The organism is Roseibium porphyridii (genome assembly GCF_026191725.2).
Classification (GTDB): Bacteria; Pseudomonadota; Alphaproteobacteria; order Rhizobiales; family Stappiaceae; genus Roseibium; species Roseibium porphyridii.
The window spans coordinates 4,013,097-4,032,112 of the sequence record NZ_CP120863.1; the positions used below are offsets into that span (position 1 = coordinate 4,013,097).

Consider the following 19,016-nt stretch of genomic DNA (forward strand, 5'->3'; position numbering starts at 1 on the left):
GCCATGGCTGGCACACATGGCGGCCCACCTCTGGTGCGTGCGTCTGTCGGCCTCCCGGCCAAAAGCCTGGGAAATGCAGCACTGTGGCTTGCAGCCTTCCTGTCGGGTTTCGTTATTGAGGAACCGGCCCCTTATGAACTCTACATGGTGCTGCTGTCGGTCATCTGGCTGGCATTCGGACTGAAGCTGCGTCCGGAATTCGGCCCTCTGATCATCTGCATGATGCTTTATGTCGCCGGTGGCGTCGCCTCGATCCCGATGGCGCAGGAGTTCGGCGATGCGGTGATGTATATCGCCGTCTCGGGCTTCCTCGCCATTACGGCGATTTTCTATGCCGCCATCCTTGCCGATGAGCCGGACCGGTTCCGCGTCATTCAGAGCGGTTACACGATCAGCGCGGTCTTTGTGGCGATGATCGGGATTGCCGGCTATTTCAATCTGTTTCCGGGCGCTGAGTATTTCACGCTTTACAGCCGGGCACGCGGCACCTTTCAGGACCCGAACGTCTTCGGGCCGTTTCTGGTGCTGCCGACCATGCTGATCATCCAGAAGCTGCTGCGCGACTCCGTTATCAGGAACTTTGCGCTGTTGTTGCCGCTTGCCATCCTCCTGCTCGGCATCTTTCTCAGCTTCTCACGCGGTGCCTGGGGCGTTCTGGTGGCAGCCGTTCTTGTGGTCTATTTCCTTGCGCTGGTAACAGAGCAGAGCAACCGCCGGCGCGCGCGCCTGGTGTTCCTCGGCTTTGCCGGCATTCTGGCCTGTGCCGGTCTGCTTGCCGCAGCCCTTTCCATCGACACCGTGTCGGACATGTTTTCCCAGCGCGCCCGGCTCGTTCAGGAATATGACGGAGCCCGCCTCGGACGCTTTGCGCGCTATGCGCTCGGTTTCCAGATGGTGATGGAATATCCGCTCGGCCTCGGTCCGCTGGAGTTCAACAAGTACTTTCCAGAAGACGAACACAACGTCTACCTGAAAGGCTTCACCACCTATGGCTGGCTCGGCGGGTTCGTCTATATCGCGATGGCACTCTGGACGGTTTGCGCCCTGGTGCCGCTCCTGTTCAAGTCCCGGCCCTGGACGGCGTTCACCCAGTGTGTCTTTGCGGTCTTCGTGGCGCATCTGATCCTGTCGGTGATTATCGACACCGATCACTGGCGCCACATGTACATGCTCTATGGCCTTGCCTGGGGCATGATCGCGACGGACAAGATCGAGCAAAAGCGCGCCCGCAGACAAAGACTGGCAGCTGCATAAAGTCCCCTTGACCGGTTTCAAAAAACTCGAAGGACGAGCGCAACAAGCTGCTTGCGCTTGCAAAGCGAACAAGCTAGGTAGGGTCCGTTCGGGCAGTAGCGCAGCCTGGTAGCGCACTTCACTGGGGGTGAAGGGGTCGTCGGTTCAAATCCGGCCTGCCCGACCATTTTTCAAAGACATGGATGACATTGAGATCTTGCGCTCGGTTGCCGAGCGAAAGGCCGATGATTGACGCTGAAATTTGGATCGTGGTGTAGCGCGCAATTTTATTTGGCATCCAGATTGAGGGCGAACCAAAGGCGCTTTCGGCCCAGAGCTGTCTTTGGTGTCTCGTGCAACAAACGTCCGCTTTGAGCCCTTCCAGGACCTTTGGTATGCTGCGCTGTACTCGAAATTCGGGCGGGAAGCAGTCATTCGCTGTGCTCCCCGCGATTGACTGCTTTGCGTAGAACGTCATAGTTGTGGTTAGTAGAAGCGCGAAGCGGAAAAGTCAGCCTGCTTCACTTAAGGTTTTTGTCTCAAACTGTGGCTGCGGATGTATGCTTTAGTTTCTTCATCACAGAATGCCATTTCAATTGAATCATCAAATGCTCTCCACTGCTCAGTGTCGGTGAGTTTTAAATGCTGAATTGCAAGGGTCATTTCTTGCTTTGGTGTAGTGCGAAAATATGCCGGGTCGTCAGTAGAAAAAGACAAGGAACACCCTGCATCAAGCATCTTTCTCGCAGGATGTAGTTCATAGCCTTTCGTTGCTCCGAGAATGACATTACTAGACAGACAGACTTCAAACCCAATTTTTCGCTCGGCCAGTTCGGCAAGGACATCTTCATTCTCTGCAATAGAAATACCATGCCCGACCCTACTCAGTTCTAAGGAGTTCACCGCCCGAAGAACAGTTTCCGCAGGCAACCATTCACCAACATGTGCAGTCAATCCAAGGCCCGAGCTTTTGGCGACAAGGAAAGCTCCCTTGAACGCATCAATGTCGTAAAGTCGCTCATTTCCTGTTAGGCCAAATCCCCGAACGTGCCGGCTCTCAATTGACGTGGCTAGCTCGGCAATTTCCAAGGCTTCTTCTGGCCCACGATGTCGCACACAGGTAACGATCATGCATCCAGCGACGCTACATTCACTATTTGCCTGATCGATAGCATCGGAAATCGCCGAAACCTGTGAAGGAAAAGAGATACCATTTTCCATGGAATGGCCTGGCGAGATCATAAACTCGACATATCGAGTCCCACTTTCCGATACATGAGACAAATATTGATAGGCAACATCTCTAAGGTCGTCTGCCGTTCTGATTACATGCCCGATCTGATCATAAAGTGATAGGAATTCCTCAAACCCAGAGAAAGGGTACTCGCACGAGGCCGATGATATTGGCAGATGGATATTGTGCTTTTCTGCGAGTTTGAAGGCTAGGCTTGGATGCATTGTACCTCTGAGGTGACAATGCAAATCTAAGGTCGGAACCAAGATTTCTGCCCTTTGAATGGCACCACCCTCCGTTGTCACGAAATTTCCCTACCTGTAGAATTTCATCAACTAGAGATTGATTCGAGGTTTTCAATGCGTACCCTAAGATTTCTTTCGGGAAACCCCTTCAAGGTCAAGGAGGTGGAAGATATTCTGACCAAAATCGAAATCACAGTTATCCCTGTAGATTACAAAATCAACGAGATCCAAACGATTGATGTACCTGCCCTTGTTCACGACAAATGCATTAAAGCGTTTCAAAAAGTGAGCCGCCCTATCTTTGTTGAGCATACAAGCCTTCATATTTCACCCCTGAATGGGTTTCCCGGGGGGCTTACTCAAGTTTTTTGGGATACCTTGGAAGCCGACAAAGTCGCTGAAATTTTTGGGGAAATGGCAGATTCCTCAGTAAAGGCGACTACAAGGATCGCTTATTGTGACGGGAAGAAGGTTCATCAATTTGAGGGTGAAATACTCGGGAAGATCTCTTCTGAGCCGCGTGGCAATAGAGACTTTCAATGGGATTGCATTTTTATACCGGAAGGTGAGACGCAAACATTCGCTGAGATGGGGGAAAAGAAAAACGAAATCTCCATGCGGCGAAAAGCCTTGGAAGAGTTTGCCTGTTTTCTGGAAGGAAACTCAAGATGATTGACCAACTGAAACAGTCGGTTCGGAACAAGCAGGCGATTCTATTCGCGGGAGCGGGAGTATCAGCCGTACTTGGCGCTCCGACATGGGGGGAGCTGATAAATCAGATAGGGGCCGAACTTGGTTTTGAAGCTGACGTATTTCGTTCTCTCAGCACCAATTATTTGACGCTTGCCGAGTACTACAAGATTGAGCGCGGAAGCATCGGACCGCTGCGTAGCTGGATGGATAAAAATTGGAACTTCCCAGATGAAAAAATCAAAAGTTCACGCGTCCATGAGCTTATCGTCGAATTAGATTTCCCAATAATCTACACGACGAATTACGATAGCAACATCGAACGTGCGTTTGAGTTGCAAGAGAAAAAGGTCCGGAAAATCGTTGATGTGAAAGACTTTCTATTTGTTCAAAGTGACGAGCGCCAAGTAATCAAATTACACGGCGATTTTCAGAATGATGATTCAATTGTTTTAACAGAGACACACTACTTTGACCGCCTTTCATTTGAATCGCCACTTGATATCAGACTTCGTTCAGACGTCTTGGCGCGCCCAGTTCTGTTCATTGGCTATAGCTTGTCCGACATCAATGTCCGGATACTGCTTCACAAACTATGGCAGACATGGAATTCTTCGCCGCATTCAGCTCACCAGCCCAATTCTTATGTTTTCCTTCCCCGGCCTAACGAGATTGAAGAAAAGGTCCTTGCCAGGTGGGGTGTTAAAACGCTGATAGGAGAAGATCCAGATCCAACGAAATCCCTTGAAGACTTTTTGTCAAGACTAGCTAGCTGATGAGCCTCTCTTGGCGTACTTCTTAGTGTTATCCATCGCATTCGGTTGAATGCGGTTATTGATTAGTGCAGCTACGAACGTCTGCTCACGGCTGTGAATACCATTCGGTCGAAGATCCAAAAAGTCCGCAGTGCAGAGCTTCGTTCAAACCGCAACAAAAGACCGCTCCCCGCCCAAAGCTGTCATTTTTCTTTAAATGAAAGCTGCCTTGAGAGTTCGCCACGCATAAGCTCCGACCAGCGGGACAACCCCGTTACCGGCTGCGCGGGATTGCTCCGCCCGATTGGCCAGTCCATCATTCAGTCTGAAAATCCGGATTGAAGGTCCAGATGTCGCGCGACGTTTTCGCAGAACATCCATTCGGGGTCGCGTTCTCCGATGATACGGGCAACGTTCGGAAAAAGGGCTCGCGAGCCAAAGGGAATTCATGTTGCCGCAATGCAGTCATGTCTAAGGACCCGACTGCTCACTCAAGTGAGCTGTCCAAAGACAGCACCGGCGTCTCGAGAACACGTCCCTTGAAGACATCAACGATGCCGACATCGCTCAGGCGTGGTCCCGCATTGCAGACCAAAGATGCGCCGAAGAGTGCCTTGAACACCAGATAGGGCGGCTCCCAGTCGACCAAGGCATCGAGAGCTTGGCGCAGAGCGGCGAAGCGCACGGCGATCTCCGACAGCGGTGCTTCGCTCACCAGGCCCGCCAAGGGAAGTTCTATTTTTTCAATCACTTCGCCTTTGGCGACCACGCACATTCCGCCGTTTGAAGACCGGACAGTATTGGCGGCCAGAGCCATGTCAGAAGGATCACGGCCGAAGACTGTCAGGTTGTGGCTGTCATGGGAAACGGTTGTTGCAAAGGCGCCGCGCCACCTGCCCCACTTTTCCAGAAAGGCGACCCGGACGGGCGCATTTTGCCCGTAGCGGTTCGCAACGGCCATACGGATCATGTCGTCAGGGAGGATCAGCTTGCCCGCCTCCACATCGACCGTTTTTGACCCCCAGACCGGAAAACGCGGTTTTGAAAGAACCGCGATCTGTGCGCTGGAGCCGGGAGCCTGAATTTCAAAATCATCAGCCTGAAATTCGGCGACGGACACGGAATTGCGCAGCGCAGCCGGCGGCTCGGTGCTGCGGCAGGGCGTTGTCAGATTGCCATCTTCAGAGACAGTTTTGCCATCTGCAACAACAAGGCTCGGCTTCACCTGCGCAAGATCGTCAAGGAGAACGATGTCGGCACGTTTGCCCGGCGCGATCAGGCCAAGGTCGGGTCGCCGTATGCGCGTTGCCGCATTGAGAGTTGCTGCGCGGTAAGCCCACTCCGAGGGAAGTCCGAAATGGATCATGAGACGGATGACGTTGTCGAGACCGCCCTGGCGCTGAAGATCGTCCGGGAAGACGTCGTCGGTGCAGAGTGTGAGCGTTTGCGGAAGATGGCCCAAGTCGAGAATGGCCTTGGCAAATTCCGGCAGGAGATGTTCGTGCGAACCGCGCAATTCAACGGTCATACCGGCTTCAAGGCGTGCAATCAGATCTTCGGCTGAAGACAGTTCATGGTCTGTCTCAACACCGGCTGCGGCATAGGCCGACAATGCGCCGTCGTTCAGACCGCGCGCGTGTCCGCACACACGTTTACCGCTTGCCAGACCGGCATTCACGATGCCCTGAACCCTGTCGTTGCCATTCAAAAGCGGCTGCATTGTCATCAACTCCGCAGCGCCATGGATGTCAGGTCTTGCCAGAAGCTCTGTCAGCAGATCCGGGTCAAAGTCGCCTCCGCTCGCCTCGAACCCGGGTGCGGACGGAACGCATGTGGGCGCAAGGGTAAGCAAGCGCAACGGCACCTCCTTGCCGGCGTCAATCGCATAATCAACCCCGGCAAGACCGCATGCGTTGGCGAATTCATGCGGATCCCAGACAATGGTGGTCACGCCGCGCGGAACCACGGCAGCAGCATATTCAGCTGGTGTCACCATCGAGCTTTCAACATGCATGTGCGTGTCGATAAAACCGGGCACCACGTAACGGCCTCCGGCATCGAGACTTGCAATTGCATCGGGCTTTGAGCCTGCTTTTCGAACGCTGGCGATGAGCCCGCCGACAATGCCAATATCGGCGTCCCGTTCCCGGCCCGTGACCATGTCCAACAACCGCGCGTTCGATATGAGGAGATCGAACGGTGCAAGACCCTGGGCAGCTCTCACAGCGCGGGCCCGCAGTTCCGGCGCGTTGATGTTGCTATCTTGGGCCATCCATGGCCTCCCGTTTCAATGCACTCAGACAGAGCCGGGCAAGATTGGTTCCGGCAGTTGTTGCAAGTCTCACTTTGGACGCTGCGACGTGCGAGACGTTCGTTGCGCCGTAACTCTCGTCAGATTTGGTCGACACTTCAACGGCGCATGGCGAAAAGCCTATGCAGTCCGGCTGCGCCGCTGCCAGTGCGGCCAGAGGATCGTAGATCGCCATTGCGGGCCGCCCGCGCTCCAAGGCAATGTCGAGATAACCTCCGAGAAGGTCACCGGTTAGCGGGTCCGTCAGGGGCATGTCCTTTGGTCCAAAGGTCACTTTTCGGCAAAATGACAGATCGACAATGTCGAACCGAATGCCGGTCGACAGCACATAGGCCAATGCGTCTGCGTCCGCAAAGGCATTGTACTCCGCCAGAGGCGTGTGGTTTCCCTTGCCCGCGCTTCCCCCCATCCAGATCAGCCGCGTTATCCGGTCAGCCAGTTCGGGCGACTGCTGCAAAAGCAAAGCAATATTGGTCAGTGGCCCAAGCGCCAAAACCTCGCGTTCAGCACCTGTGTCCTCTAAAAGCCAGTTTGCAAGAGCCTGAACCGCACCTTCAGAAGGCGCGTTGGTATCCGGTTTTGGCAGCACCATTCCCCTGGTTCTGATGCCTGTCGGGCCCAAGATGCGCTCAGCGGTTTCCAACGGACGCTTCAGGGGCTTTGCTGCTCCCTGCCATACCGGCCAGTCGAACCCGTAAGCGGTCTTGGCGCCCATTGCGTTGACTGTTACCTGAGCAAGCGGTGCGTTTCCCGCAACAAGGGAGACGCCAGCCACATTCCGCCCAAGATGCCTCAGCACGAGAAGTGCCCACAGGTCGTCAAACCCGAAATCCGTATCGACCCAAATTGCTGTCACGCTGCCAATTGCCGTGCGGTTGCCTGGGGAAGATCAAATGCAACCTGCTCGCCAAGCGGCACTTCAGGAAGCTCGATTGAGGCATCGGCCTTGATCTGCCCCAGAGGACTGTCGATCACGTATTCCCGGTGGTCGCCGGCAAAACTGCTTGCAATCACCCGGCCGGTGTGTGGCCCCTTCCCGACCGCGACACCGCTCGGGCGCCAGGCGAGCATGGGGGCGGTGACTTCAGAGCCAAGCGGCAATCGACCATGGTCAGAGACAAGATCTGTTCCCTCCATCCGGAAGATATTCTCAAACCCCATGAAGTTTGCTGCAAACGCTGTGCTGGGTTCGGCATAAAGCTCTGACGGCGACCCCAGTTGCTCAATCCTGCCATCCTTCATCAACACGACCCGATCAGCCAGGGCCAGGGCCTCTGATTGGTCGTGAGTCACAAAAACCATTGTAATTCCGGTGTCCTTTTGCACCCGCTGCAATTCATTGCGCATCTCCAGCCGAAGTCGTGCATCCAGGTTGGACAGCGGTTCATCAAGCAGGAGGACCTTGGGTTCCATCACCAGAGATCTGGCGAGCGCCAGGCGCTGTTGCTGTCCGCCGGACATTTCGGCAGGCTTGCGGGCTTCAAAGCCCTTCAGGCCAACCGTTGCCATGCCGGCTTCCGTTTTGGCCCGCACCTGTGCATCCGGCAACTTGCGAAGCCGGAGCCCGAACGCGACGTTCTCAAAGGCACTGAGATGAGGAAAGAGCGCATAGGACTGGAATACAAGACCGATGCCCCGCTTGTTTGCCGGTGTCCGGGTCACGTCCGCACCGTCGATCATGATCTTCCCGCCTGTCGGCGTCAAAAGCCCGGCAATTGCGCGCATGGTGGTTGTCTTGCCACAGCCCGATGGGCCCAACAAGGCGATCAGTTCGCCCTTTCGAATATCCAGATTGAGATCCGGCACCGCAACCGTCTGCCCGTAGGAGAGCGTGAGATCCGACAATGAAACGAATGCGTTAGACATAACGAGAGAACCCCAGAAGTCGTTCGGCGGCAAATACAATGGCGACCGACATGAAGGCCAGCAGAGCCGACAGCGCTGCAACCGACGGATCGAAGGTGATTTCCATATAGGACAGCATGTCGATCGGAAGCGTGCGCACGCCAGGTCCGGACAAGAACAACGAAGCCGGAACCTCGTTGAAGCTGGTGACGAAACCCAGAATGAAGGCTGCCAGAATGCCTCCCCTGATGTTGGGAAGGACAACCCTGGTGAACGCCTGCAGCCGGGTACAGCCGAGAATGACCGCAGCCTCTTCCATATCGGCACGCAGATTGTTCAGGCTCGAGGACACAACACGCACCGCATAGGGCAGCACCAGAGCGGTGTGTGTCGCGAAAAGCGCCATGGTGATCGTGACATCAAGCGGCACAACGAAGTAACGCAGAAGCGCGAGCCCAACGATGATGCCGGGGACGATGATTGGCGCTGCAACAATCGTTCGGATGGTCTCTGCGCCGGGCAGATCATAGCGGTTGAGCGCGTAGGCAGCCGGGATGCCGATCAACAGCGCTGCCAACGTGCCAAAGATCGCAAGGAACATCGACAAGGCAAAGCTGGCTCGAAAGCTCTCCACCGTGAAGACCTTGGCGTACCATTTGAGAGACAGGCCCTGAGGCGGGAAAGACAAAGCCTCTCCAGCTGAAGCGCCTGCGAGAATGACGATCAGGAACGGGCCGATCAGGAATGTGAGCGTTGCACCCAGAATGAGCCAGACAGTTAAACGGGACACGGTCTACCTCCGCACCGAGGCAATGCGCTTCAGGACCAGATTGGCCGAGAAACACATGACGATCAGGATCATGGCAATAACGCTTGCCGACACGAAGTCGTTTGAAACATTGACCTTCTGGTAGAGTAGCGTCTCCAGCATTAGGACCTTCGATCCTCCCAAAATGGCCGGTGTGATGTAGGCCGTAAGCGCGCCGGTAAAGACCAGCGTACCGCCAATGACCAGCCCCTCCTTGGTCAGCGGCAGGATCACCCGGAAAAAGACCTGGAACCAGCTGGCGCCCAGCACACGAGCTGCCGGAACAACGTCGCGGGGGATGTTCTCCATGGCGGAAACCAGGGAAATGATCATGAGCGGCAGAAACAATTGAAGAAGACCAATGAAGACAGCCGTTTCAGTGAACAGCAGACGAATGGGCAACTCCGACAGGCCGAGCCCGACTATCACGTCGTTGACGATGCCGGTACGACCCAGAATGACAATCCAGGCATAAGTCCGGGCAACGGGAGAAATCATCAGCGGCAGAACAACGAGTCCAAATATGCGACCGCGTGAGGTTGCCGGCAGGTTGACGATGCAGAACGCGGCCGCATAACCGATCACAGCAGACGTGCCGGCGACCAGAATTCCGAGTTTGAGCGTGCGGAAAAAGACGCTTTGGTTCAAAGGCTCGGAGAAGAAATCAACATAGCCCTGCAGGCTCCAGGCCCCGCTCTCAGCCTGAAAGGCAACAGACAACAGGATGCCAACCGGCACCAGGAACACAAGAAACGTGAAAAGCGCGGCAGGCAGGGCAAGCGCCAGTCCTTCTGCGCGGTTGAGAAACATGAGGAAGCTCCGGGCGAATGGGCGTGGGAGGGCGGTCGGTCTGACCGCCCCCGATCGTCTTTAACGGATGACCTCATTGTTCCACTGGTCGACCCATGCATCGCGGTTGGCGATGATGACGGCTGGGTCGAGAATGTTGAGCGAGTTAATGAGTTCAGCCCCGTAGGTCAGATTTTCCGCCACTTCATCGCTGACCTTCACGTCCCTATTTGCCGGGCTGTCAATCAGAGCCTCGGCGATCCGGGTCTGAACTTCTGTTGAAAGCCAATAGTCCATGAGCTTATAGGCCAGTTCTTCATTGCCGTTGTTGGCGGTCATGATCATGACATTCATGCCGCCTGCCTGGCCTTCTTTCGGATCAGCCCATGCGAAGGGAAGCGGAGAACTCTTGAAGCGGCTCCAGGCGAAGCGGCCGACAGGCGCAGCGATGACTTCTTCCTGGTTCATGAGCTGCGCGAGCTCGGAAGACCGGGAGTAGAAGGTCACGATGTCATCAGCGTGTTTGCCGATCTCCGAAATCGTCGCACTAAAATCACCCGGATCGCCGCCTTCAGCCTTGTTGAGCATCATCAAGGTGAGCGGCCCTTGTGTCCCGGTGATGTTCGGTAGGGAAACATTGCCGGCCAGCTTTTCGCCCAGCAGGTCGTTCCAGCTCTCAATGCTCACCAGGTCTTTGCGATAAACGATTGAACTTGCATAGAAAGTGTAGCCAACAGCCATGCTGTCGCCAATCGGATCCTGTGCGGCCGGATAAAGCTTGTCGAAGCTTTGAAGCTTTGACGTATCAATTGACTGGAGAAGACCCTTGCGCGCAAGGCTCAGTGCGTCGTGGGAGGAAATCACGGCCATGTCGATCACCGGGTCCGCCGCATTCGCCTCGATCTTGGCCATGCGCTCCACGGAGTTTCCGGTTTCAATCACCAGTTCACAGCCGCACATCTCTTCAAAGGGATCATACAGCGCTTCTTTGTAGGCATCCTGAGCGAAGGAATAGACCGAGATGGTAAGCTTGTCTTGTGCTGCCGCGCCGGTCGCAGTGAGAGCTGCACTCAGCGCAAGGATTGATATGTACTTGGTCATTGAGGTCGTCTCCTTGTTAAAAGCTGGCTCGGGATAGATGTTGATTGCCGTACCACCAATCGCATTGGCACGGTTTCCCCTTCTTGAGCCGGTGTTTCGCCGCTGATTTTGGCTGAGATGATGTCAATCGCGCGGCTGGCGATTTCGTCGACATTCTGGGCAACCGTCGTGAGCGCCGGATGCATGATTGAAGAAAAAGACATGTTGTCGAAGCCTGTCAGGCTGACCTGGTCCGGGACGGAAATCTGCACGCGCATCAGTTCGGTGCGCACCTGCAGCGCAATCAGGTCTGAAGTGGCCATGATCGCTGTTGCGCCTGCCTGAACCTTTTCGACAGACCGTTCAATGCCCGCTTCACCCCAAAATACATCGACATCAATGTCCGAAGGCAAGGCGCTGCGCATCCCGGCAATGCGGTCACGCTGCACTTCGGAGACTTCGTCCCCGCCCAGGATGACGATCTTGCGATGTCCGATATCCAAAATGTGCCGGGCAACCAGCGCACCGCCACCCGCATGATCCGCCGAGACTGAGTTTCCAGGGTCAGAAGCTGTGTTCAACACCGCAATCGGCACAGGCATCGGATCCGGTGTCGTGCCTTTTTGCGGCACGACGATAAGGCCGTCCACGCCCCGATCCAGCAGTCTGCGCAATGCTTCGGTTTGCTCGTCCGCACTGCCCCGCGAATCCGCAATCAGAATGCCAAGTTTTCTCTTGTCGGCTTCCATTGAGAGCGTCTGGGCGATGCGCGGAAACAACGGGTTGGTCAGGTCCGGCATGACCAGACCAAGAATACCGGTCTGCCCCGTCTTGAGAGCGCGGGCCGCTGTGCTGGGACGATATCCAAGTTCATCCGCTCTTGCCCGGATACGCGTGACCAACTCCTCAGAAACACGTCCCTTGCCGGTCAACGCGTTCGAAATCGTTGCGGTCGACACGCCAATGTCGTTGGCAATTTGCTTGATGCTGACCATCACGCCCCCAATGCTTTAACGATTAAGCAAGCTCGCTAACGCAAAGTCAACGCTTAAGTTAATCGATTAATCAGAATCTTGGATCGAGAAATCTTTAAAGCCCTGCCGGCAGGAATTTCCAGTGTTTTGGAGTGTGCAGCGGCTGGCCAAAAGTGCCGGTTGGCATCACTTGAGGACCAAAACGACAGACGAACAAAAGGCGACTTGCGTTTCCAGATCGCAATTGTTCCGTCGCACAGATGGCTGCTATGCGCAGGAGCAAACTCAAGGCCTGGAAGACAACAGCCGCCCTTGCCGGAATTGACGGTCCGCAGGCATCTCTTTTGCGTCAAAGAATGGACACTTTGTGCCAGACTGGCCGGACATCGGACACCTTGGTTGGATGGGAGGCAACAGCTCCTGTCACAGGCCAAACAGCTCTCAAAACAGGGAGTTAGGGCATACAGCGCCGATACTGATCATACTTGAGTCAAGGCAAGCAGTGACAAAGCAAGCTGAAAATAGATCTAAATTAATTCCACAATTTTAGCTCCAAAATTTCAACTTATCGACGAAATCAATTTCTAGAATCGCAAACATAATAACAAAGACGGGGCGGGAACTCTAAACGAACGCACTTGCAAGGATAAATACTTGCAAGCGCAGACTTGAGGAAAGAGATTCCAGATGAAAAGCGCGTTCATGGTTGTTGTTGCTGCGTCACTACTTGGGCTTGCCGCTTGCAATGGCGAAAACTCCAATCAACCCAATGGGGCTTCACAGGGGAATGAGAGTGTTGCTCCCCAGAGCTCTGCACCAAGCGACGGCGCGCCGGCCGTCGGCGATACGGACACCACCCAGTCATCCGCTCCAACGGCGCAATAGTCCATGCACGTTCTTTCAAGGTGGCCGGTACCGGCCACCTTGTTCCGGTAAAACAGTTTTTTAGAGAAGGCACCGCCCGCCGCTGCAAAGCAGGCGCGGCCTATCCGGGATATGCCCGGAGAATTATCCTCTCCTATCCCTTTCAGCAAAACTGCTGGATCTGCTATCGCTCAAGGGATTGCAACCAGCCAGACCGTCCTAAATTTCAGGCAATGGCGGATGACCTGGGGCGTTTTTGTAAAACACACGAAACTTCATAAAGTGGTCTGACGTCGGCTTTCGTGAATTGAATTACCTTGTTCTGACCGCTATCCTTGATGTCCCTCCAAAAGCACGCTCAGAGCAATGCCAGTGTGCCTGACCTTCAAGTTTTAAACTTAAACTCCGATCCGCTTCTGCCGGACCGCGGAACCTGTTCCGGCCATCAGCGGATGCAAATCCTGTCTTCGAGGATGCTGAAAGATGCAATTCAAACTACTCGGCCGCACAGGCGTCAAAGTCTCGCAACTCTGCTTTGGAACCATGTCTTTCGGCGGCGATGCGGACGAAGCCACTTCTGCAGAGCTATACAAGGCGACCCGCGACGCGGGCATCAATTTTTTCGATTGTGCCGATGTCTACAGCAATGGCCTGGCCGAGGAGATCCTCGGCAAGTTGATCTCTCATGAACGCGATGACCTGGTGATCACCTCGAAAGTGTTCGGCAAAATGGGGGATGGCATCAATGACGGCGGCACCAATCGCAGGCACATGACAAAGGCCGTTGAAGCGAGCTTGAAGCGACTGAACACCGACCGCCTTGACGTCTATTTCGTTCATCGCTGGGACGAAAACACTGCGCTTGAAGAAACCCTGCGCGGGCTTGAGGACCTCGTACGATCGGGCAAGGTCCTTTATCTCGGCGTCAGCAACTACGCGGCCTGGCAGATAGCCAAGGCACTCGGTGTGAGCGCAAGGAACGGCTGGTCACGCTTCGAGGTGATTCAACCGATGTATAACCTTGTAAAGCGGCAGGCGGAGGTCGAAATTCTGCCGTTGGCACAATCAGAGGAGTTGGCTGTCATCTCCTATAGCCCGCTTGGCGGCGGTCTCCTGACAGGAAAGTATTCTGGAACGGCACCAAAGAATGCCGGACGCCTGAAAGACAATGACATGTACGCGTCCCGCTATGGTGACGATTGGGTTTACGATGTTGCCGAAGCGTTCACGGCTTATGCGCGCGAAGGCGGCTATGATCCCGTCAGTCTCGCTGTTGCGTGGGCCGGCGCGCATGAAGGCATAACCTGCCCGATCATCGGTGCTCGAAACACGCGTCAGCTTGAGCCCGCACTGCGGTCCATAGACATCGAGATGACGCCATCGACGCGAGAAGAGATTGCTGCCCTCTCCCGCACGCCGCCGCCCGCGACTGATCGCTCGGAGACCTCATGAAAACTTCCAGGTCTTCGGGCCACATCACCACGCAACGGCGACTGGAATGCGCGCAGAAAATGTCGGCGACCCTGAATGGTGTCAGCCTGCATCTTCTTTGCACCACCAAAGGCCCTGGTCAGCGCACCACGTAGACAGAGCATTTTGCGTGGCTGGCGACATACCCCGCATTGGAGGCAAAGATGTGCTCCAGTAACCCGGGAATATGAGATGCCATCACGATCAGATCGACGCCCATGTCTTCTGCCGCCTTGATAAGCACATTGCCAAGATCAACGGCGACATCGTTGTCGATCATCGAGCGTGTCTCGACTGGATGTCCGATGTCTTGAGAGACCTCGCGCGCATATGCCTCAAGGTTTTTTTTAAACTCGACTGGATTGTGTGCAGCTTCGGTTACTGCAGAGCTTGTCACGCCGATCAGGGTGAGTTTCGCGCCGTCGCCGAGTTTTGCAAGATCCCCTGCCACGGAAACGGCTTTTGACAAAGCGTCCTTATGGGCAAGGTCAACAGGAATTAAGATGGATTGAGCCATGTCAGGCCTCCCTTAATTGCAAGACCCTAGACTGGCGGATGTGCGGCCTGTCCGCCTTGATCTAGGACAATGGCCAGAAGCGGTAGGGCTGCGCAAAGGTTACAGAAATCTTGTGAGACTTGTCTGGATGACGGAGGCAAATCAACCAGGATTACGCGTCTCGGGTTCAACCCGATCTGGTAACGTCTCCAATGATATTGACCTGGATGTTCAACTCATGCGCCAGATGCGCGCGCATCCAAAGTGCTCGATCTGCGCCGGATGCTGAATTCGCGTAAACGACCTGGATGTGGTTGGCCTTGTGTCGTCCCATGAGCTTGTCGCGACTGACACCATCAAGAACTCCGTGCATGATCGGCCATTCCGGCGTTGTGTTTTGCCGCCGTCGTTCCGTTTCACTTTCAGGCAGCTCAATGCATCGTCCGCGGCCAATGTCCATATGCAGGGCACCGTCCTGGACATAAATGCGCGACCAGATTATCTCGCCCGGTTTGGCAACGCCGCTGAGTGTGCCGCCACCCGAAGGAAAATACATCGCTGGCTGGCGCAGGCTTTCACTGCCTGTCCAGCCACCGAGATGGTGAGCGGGAGGCGCAGCGCCGGAGATTTCAAAAACCCAGACAAACTGATCAGTCGTGCCGCTGGCGTCCAAATCTCCCCACCTGATATCGTGGAGCGTTGTTTCCAGTGGCTCACCAAGCGCCGAATGGGTTCTGTTTATCAGCAAGGCATCCAAACCGGCGCATTCGTCCACTTCATTGAAATGGATAACCGGTAGACCGGGCCTGATCACGCTGCCATCGGCACGCTTGACGTCCGGCCTTTCAGTGTTGTTCAGCATGCCTTCCACCAGATCGGAGGCTGGCAGCAGATCCTTGAGACCCTGCTGGTATTGTATTCCGATCGTTTCGCAATCAAATGCATCTGCCATCCGCACAGCTGCGACATACATCCGGCATTGCATCAAAACCTGCTCTTCGGTCAGTTCCGTTGCCCCGTCGCGGCCAAGATGGAAGGTCATTCCCCTTGCCCGCATCCAGTCGTAAACAGCACGGGCCTCAACTTCGGAGACCTGGAGCGTTTCATGATAGAGAGCCGATTGCGACAGGCGTTCCTTGAACACTCCTAGCGGCATGAGCAGCTCATCGGGAATGATCGCGTTGTACATGCCCATGCAGCCTTCATCAAAGACCCCCATGATGGACTTGTTCAACCTTAGATCCGAAGCAATCCGGCCAGCCGTTTCCTTGTCGGCATCCGAAGTCAAATCAGGATCATAGTCCGCGACGTGGCTATCCTCGTGACTGATTGTGCCGGTTGAGAGCCATGCCTTTAGATGTTCGCGAAAGAAACCGTCATCAAAATCAGCACTCCAGAGGGTCGAATAGGAGACCCCTGCCTTTGTGAGGGAGCCGTTGAGATTGAGCATCCCAACAAGTCCCGGCCATTGCCCGGACCAGTTTGCCAGTGTGAGGATCGGACCCTTGTGACTGGTGAGGCCAGGAAGAATGTGATGCGAATACTGCCAGACGGCCTCCGCCACCACGATCTTCGCGTTGCTCGGAACAGACGCGACGGCGTCCATGCCCTCGCGCTGCGAGGCAAGAAATCCATGTCCTTTCACCAGATCGACACGGTGCGCACGAATGACGTCAAATCCGAGTTCCCGGCACTCCCGGGCAAACGCCTTTTCCATGGCTTCCTGGGCCGGCCAGCAGGTTCGGTTCGCGCTTTCCCTGCTGTCGCCGCTGGCAAACAGGTAGATGGAGTTCTCGGACATGGTGTCAGGCCTTACTCGGACATGATTTTTCGGTAGGTTTCAAAGTCGTCATGCATGGCGCGGAAGACGCGGTACTTCCTGTCATGGAAGGCCCTTGTCCCGGTGTCCGGCCGCAGAACCTTTGCAGGCCCGCTCATTGCGTCCATAGCGCTGCTCAGGCTTTCAAACTTTCCTGACCCCACAGCCGCTAACATTGCGGTTCCGAGCAGAACAGGCTCCTCCTGATCAGGCAAAAGCACTGGTAATCCGGTGACGTCTGCATGGGTTTGGCAATAGAGACTGTTGCGTCCAAGGCCGCCACTGACAACAATGGCGTCCGGACGCACGCCGTTCTCTGCCAACTGGTCGAGAATATGCCGTGTCCCATAGGCCAGTGACTGGATGCAGGCGAGATAATCACGCGCAAGATCGCCAATATCCGGGATCGCGGTTTGTCCCAAAGTCACTCCCAATCGGCGAGGGTCCGCGAGTGGTGCCCTGTTTCCGTTGAAATCCGGGATAATGTGACGATCATTGGTCAAAAGTGATGGTGGCTCTTCGCTCGCAAGACCGGACAGGAGATCATCCAGATAGTCATAGATGGTCATGCCCTGCTCTAGGGCCGCTGCTTTTGCCCCTTCAAAGGCGCTGTGTCTCTGCAACACTGTGTCGATTGCCGCGCCAGCCATGGATTGACCGGCCTCATTTGCCCAAAGGTCAGGTAACACCGCGCCATAATAAGGTCCCCAGACACCCGGCACGTATGCCGCCTGCTGCGCAACAGTGATGTGACAGGCGGATGTGCCGGCTATCAGAGCCATACGATCCAGGCCGACTGCGTCAGCCGTAACCCCAAGCGTGCCCATGGCACCGGCATGGGCATCAATCATACTTGCCGCGACCAGTGTCGACGTCGTCAATCCGAGTTCTTGCGCCGCCTTTTCGCTCAACGGGCCAAGAGGGGCTGCGGGGCTCAAACACTCGGTGCCGATACGACTGAACCCCTCGTCCGCGAGATCCTTCAGTCCAGCAAGAGCAAAGAATTCGGCATCCCAGCCCTCACCTTTCGTGCCTGCCTCTCCCTGATAGGTCCATTTGCATACGGTGCTGCACAAGGACCGCGTCAGGTTTCCCGTGGCGCGCCAGGTCAGCCAGTCCGGAAGGTCAAAGAAGTGACCAGCTTGCTGCCAAATCGAGGGAAGGTTCTCCTTGATCCACAGCAGCTTCGGCAATTGCATTTCAGGCGAAATCTTGCCGCCTGAAACATTCAATCTCTGGTGACCCGTTTCATCGATCCTGGAAGCTTCTGCGATCGCTCTGTGATCCGCCCACAAAACAGTGTCTTGTTCCTGTTCGCCATCGGGCGAAATGCTGAGAGGATCGCCCTGCCCGTTAATAACAACCAGGGAACAGGTCGCATCGAACCCCAGTCCCGCGATGTCTTCCGGCGCTATGGCGGCCTGGTTTATGACCGTTCGCACTGACGCGCACACCGCACCCCATATGTCGGCGCTGGACTGTTGCGCAAAATGCGGTCTCGGGTGCCAGGTTCTGATGTCCTGACTGGCCTGCCCAAGCAGCTGCCCGTCCTGGCTGAATACACCCGCACGCACACTGCCGGTTCCAACATCCACCGCTAGAAACAGGCTCATTGGTCAATCAATCTGTTCAAGGTCATCTTCAAGCTCACTCATGTCTTCGCCACCAGCCATGAGATTGAGAACTTCTTCACGAGACTTTTCGCCCCGCTTGAATGACGCTGCGACCTCACCCTGAATCAGGACTACGAAAGTGTCGCCAACACTCATGGCATGACGCGCATTATGCGTGATGAAGACAATACCCGCACCGTTTTGCCGGGCAATTCTCATCATTTTGAGGACCATCGCGGCTTCCTTGACGCCCAGTGCGGATGTCGGCTCATCGAGGATCAGCATCTTGGCCCCGAAATACATTGCCCGTCCGATTGCCAGCACCTGGCGTTCGCCACCGGACATCGTTCCAACAAGCTGATCTCCGCTGGTCACCCGGGTGAGGCCGAATTTCTGCATCTGTTCCACGGCAACTTCATTGGCAAGACGTGTGTCTATGCTTTTGAACGGCCAACGGCCCGTCGCGGGTTCAGCACCCAGAAAGAAGTTGCGACCAACACTCATCAACGGAATAGAGCCAACGTCCTGATGAACTGTTGCGATGCCGCGCTGACGTGCTTCACGGGGCGAGGCAAATTTTGTTGGCCTGCCCTCGAACATCAACGTCCCTGATGTTGGCTGGTGATAGCCGGAGAGAACCTTGATCAAGGTTGACTTGCCGGCTCCGTTGTCACCGAGCAGGCAGAGGATCTTGCCAGGTTCGACCTGCATCGACACGTGTTTGAGCGCCTTGGTAGACCCAAAAAACTTGTCGACGTCGCGCAATTCCATAAGTGGCTGAGACATGACG

At 55.4% G+C, this 19,016-nt stretch carries 18 protein-coding genes and 1 tRNA gene; 7 read left to right on the forward strand and 12 right to left on the reverse strand.

The features are described from left to right. The first annotated feature begins 3 nt into the window (after window positions 1-3). Both K1718_RS18545 and K1718_RS18550 read left to right on the forward strand, forming a co-directional pair. Window positions 4-1,254 (forward strand): O-antigen ligase family protein, encoded by a 1,251-nt coding sequence (locus K1718_RS18545; protein WP_265682529.1) that lies wholly within the window; start codon window positions 4-6, stop codon window positions 1,252-1,254. A gap of 89 nt (window positions 1,255-1,343) precedes the next feature. Continuing rightward, window positions 1,344-1,420 (forward strand) — tRNA-Pro (locus K1718_RS18550). 338 nt (window positions 1,421-1,758) lie between these two features. Here K1718_RS18550 and add read toward each other — a convergent pair. Further along, window positions 1,759-2,772 carry an adenosine deaminase gene (gene add, locus K1718_RS18555; RefSeq protein WP_265681247.1) on the reverse strand — a complete coding sequence of 338 codons (1,014 nt, stop codon included), beginning with the start codon at window positions 2,770-2,772 and terminating at the stop codon, window positions 1,759-1,761. A gap of 102 nt (window positions 2,773-2,874) precedes the next feature. On the opposite strand from add, the gene K1718_RS18560 reads away from it, so the two are divergent. Together K1718_RS18560 and K1718_RS18565 are read left to right on the forward strand one after the other, a co-directional pair. Further along, on the forward strand, window positions 2,875-3,384 hold the full coding sequence (locus K1718_RS18560) for a non-canonical purine NTP pyrophosphatase (protein ID WP_285806025.1): 510 nt from the start codon (window positions 2,875-2,877) through the stop codon (window positions 3,382-3,384). Continuing rightward, window positions 3,381-4,178 carry an SIR2 family NAD-dependent protein deacylase gene (locus K1718_RS18565; RefSeq protein WP_265681245.1) on the forward strand — a complete coding sequence of 266 codons (798 nt, stop codon included), beginning with the start codon at window positions 3,381-3,383 and terminating at the stop codon, window positions 4,176-4,178. The genes K1718_RS18560 and K1718_RS18565 overlap by 4 nt, the downstream gene beginning before the upstream one ends. Before the next feature lie 466 nt (window positions 4,179-4,644). Here the strand turns inward: K1718_RS18565 and K1718_RS18570 are convergent, their stop codons facing one another. The 7 genes from K1718_RS18570 to K1718_RS18600 are packed head-to-tail and all read right to left on the reverse strand — an operon-like array spanning window position 4,645 to window position 11,985. After that, window positions 4,645-6,429 carry an adenine deaminase gene (locus tag K1718_RS18570; protein WP_265681244.1) on the reverse strand — a complete coding sequence of 595 codons (1,785 nt, stop codon included), beginning with the start codon at window positions 6,427-6,429 and terminating at the stop codon, window positions 4,645-4,647. Beyond that, a complete protein-coding gene (locus tag K1718_RS18575) occupies window positions 6,416-7,324 on the reverse strand; it encodes a nucleoside hydrolase (protein ID WP_265681243.1) in 909 nt (302 codons plus the stop codon). Before K1718_RS18575 ends, K1718_RS18570 begins: the two co-directional genes overlap by 14 nt. After that, entirely contained in the window at window positions 7,321-8,334 is a 1,014-nt protein-coding gene (locus K1718_RS18580) for an ABC transporter ATP-binding protein (protein WP_152502374.1), read from the reverse strand. Before K1718_RS18580 ends, K1718_RS18575 begins: the two co-directional genes overlap by 4 nt. Further along, window positions 8,327-9,103, reverse strand: coding sequence for an ABC transporter permease (locus K1718_RS18585; protein WP_265681242.1), 777 nt, complete (start codon window positions 9,101-9,103; stop codon window positions 8,327-8,329). Before K1718_RS18585 ends, K1718_RS18580 begins: the two co-directional genes overlap by 8 nt. A 3-nt stretch (window positions 9,104-9,106) precedes the next feature. Further along, entirely contained in the window at window positions 9,107-9,931 is an 825-nt protein-coding gene (locus K1718_RS18590; RefSeq protein ID WP_152502376.1) for an ABC transporter permease, read from the reverse strand. A gap of 60 nt (window positions 9,932-9,991) precedes the next feature. Beyond that, window positions 9,992-11,011, reverse strand: coding sequence for an extracellular solute-binding protein (locus K1718_RS18595; protein WP_265681241.1), 1,020 nt, complete (start codon window positions 11,009-11,011; stop codon window positions 9,992-9,994). After that, window positions 11,008-11,985 (reverse strand): LacI family DNA-binding transcriptional regulator, encoded by a 978-nt coding sequence (locus tag K1718_RS18600; protein WP_265681240.1) that lies wholly within the window; start codon window positions 11,983-11,985, stop codon window positions 11,008-11,010. Before K1718_RS18600 ends, K1718_RS18595 begins: the two co-directional genes overlap by 4 nt. Window positions 11,986-12,651: 666 nt before the next feature. On the opposite strand from K1718_RS18600, the gene K1718_RS18605 reads away from it, so the two are divergent. From K1718_RS18605 to K1718_RS18615, 3 genes are all read left to right on the forward strand, one after another. Then, window positions 12,652-12,849 carry a hypothetical protein gene (locus K1718_RS18605; protein WP_265681239.1) on the forward strand — a complete coding sequence of 66 codons (198 nt, stop codon included), beginning with the start codon at window positions 12,652-12,654 and terminating at the stop codon, window positions 12,847-12,849. Between the two features lie 462 nt (window positions 12,850-13,311). Next, window positions 13,312-14,280 carry an aldo/keto reductase gene (locus K1718_RS18610; RefSeq protein ID WP_265681238.1) on the forward strand — a complete coding sequence of 323 codons (969 nt, stop codon included), beginning with the start codon at window positions 13,312-13,314 and terminating at the stop codon, window positions 14,278-14,280. After that, complete coding sequence (locus K1718_RS18615; RefSeq protein ID WP_265681237.1) at window positions 14,277-14,414, forward strand: hypothetical protein; 138 nt, start codon at window positions 14,277-14,279, stop codon at window positions 14,412-14,414. The genes K1718_RS18610 and K1718_RS18615 overlap by 4 nt, the downstream gene beginning before the upstream one ends. Here K1718_RS18615 and K1718_RS18620 read toward each other — a convergent pair. The 4 genes from K1718_RS18620 to K1718_RS18635 all read right to left on the reverse strand — a co-directional run bounded on the left by K1718_RS18620 (window position 14,399) and on the right by K1718_RS18635 (window position 19,012). Further along, a complete protein-coding gene (locus K1718_RS18620) occupies window positions 14,399-14,815 on the reverse strand; it encodes a universal stress protein (RefSeq protein ID WP_265681236.1) in 417 nt (138 codons plus the stop codon). The genes K1718_RS18615 and K1718_RS18620 overlap by 16 nt on opposite strands. Window positions 14,816-14,981: 166 nt before the next feature. After that, window positions 14,982-16,595, reverse strand: coding sequence for a fucose isomerase (locus tag K1718_RS18625; protein WP_265681235.1), 1,614 nt, complete (start codon window positions 16,593-16,595; stop codon window positions 14,982-14,984). A gap of 11 nt (window positions 16,596-16,606) precedes the next feature. Continuing rightward, entirely contained in the window at window positions 16,607-18,226 is a 1,620-nt protein-coding gene (locus K1718_RS18630) for an FGGY-family carbohydrate kinase (protein WP_265681234.1), read from the reverse strand. A 3-nt stretch (window positions 18,227-18,229) separates the two neighbouring features. Then, on the reverse strand, window positions 18,230-19,012 hold the full coding sequence (locus tag K1718_RS18635; RefSeq protein ID WP_152502384.1) for an ATP-binding cassette domain-containing protein: 783 nt from the start codon (window positions 19,010-19,012) through the stop codon (window positions 18,230-18,232). Window positions 19,013-19,016: the final 4 nt, after the last annotated feature.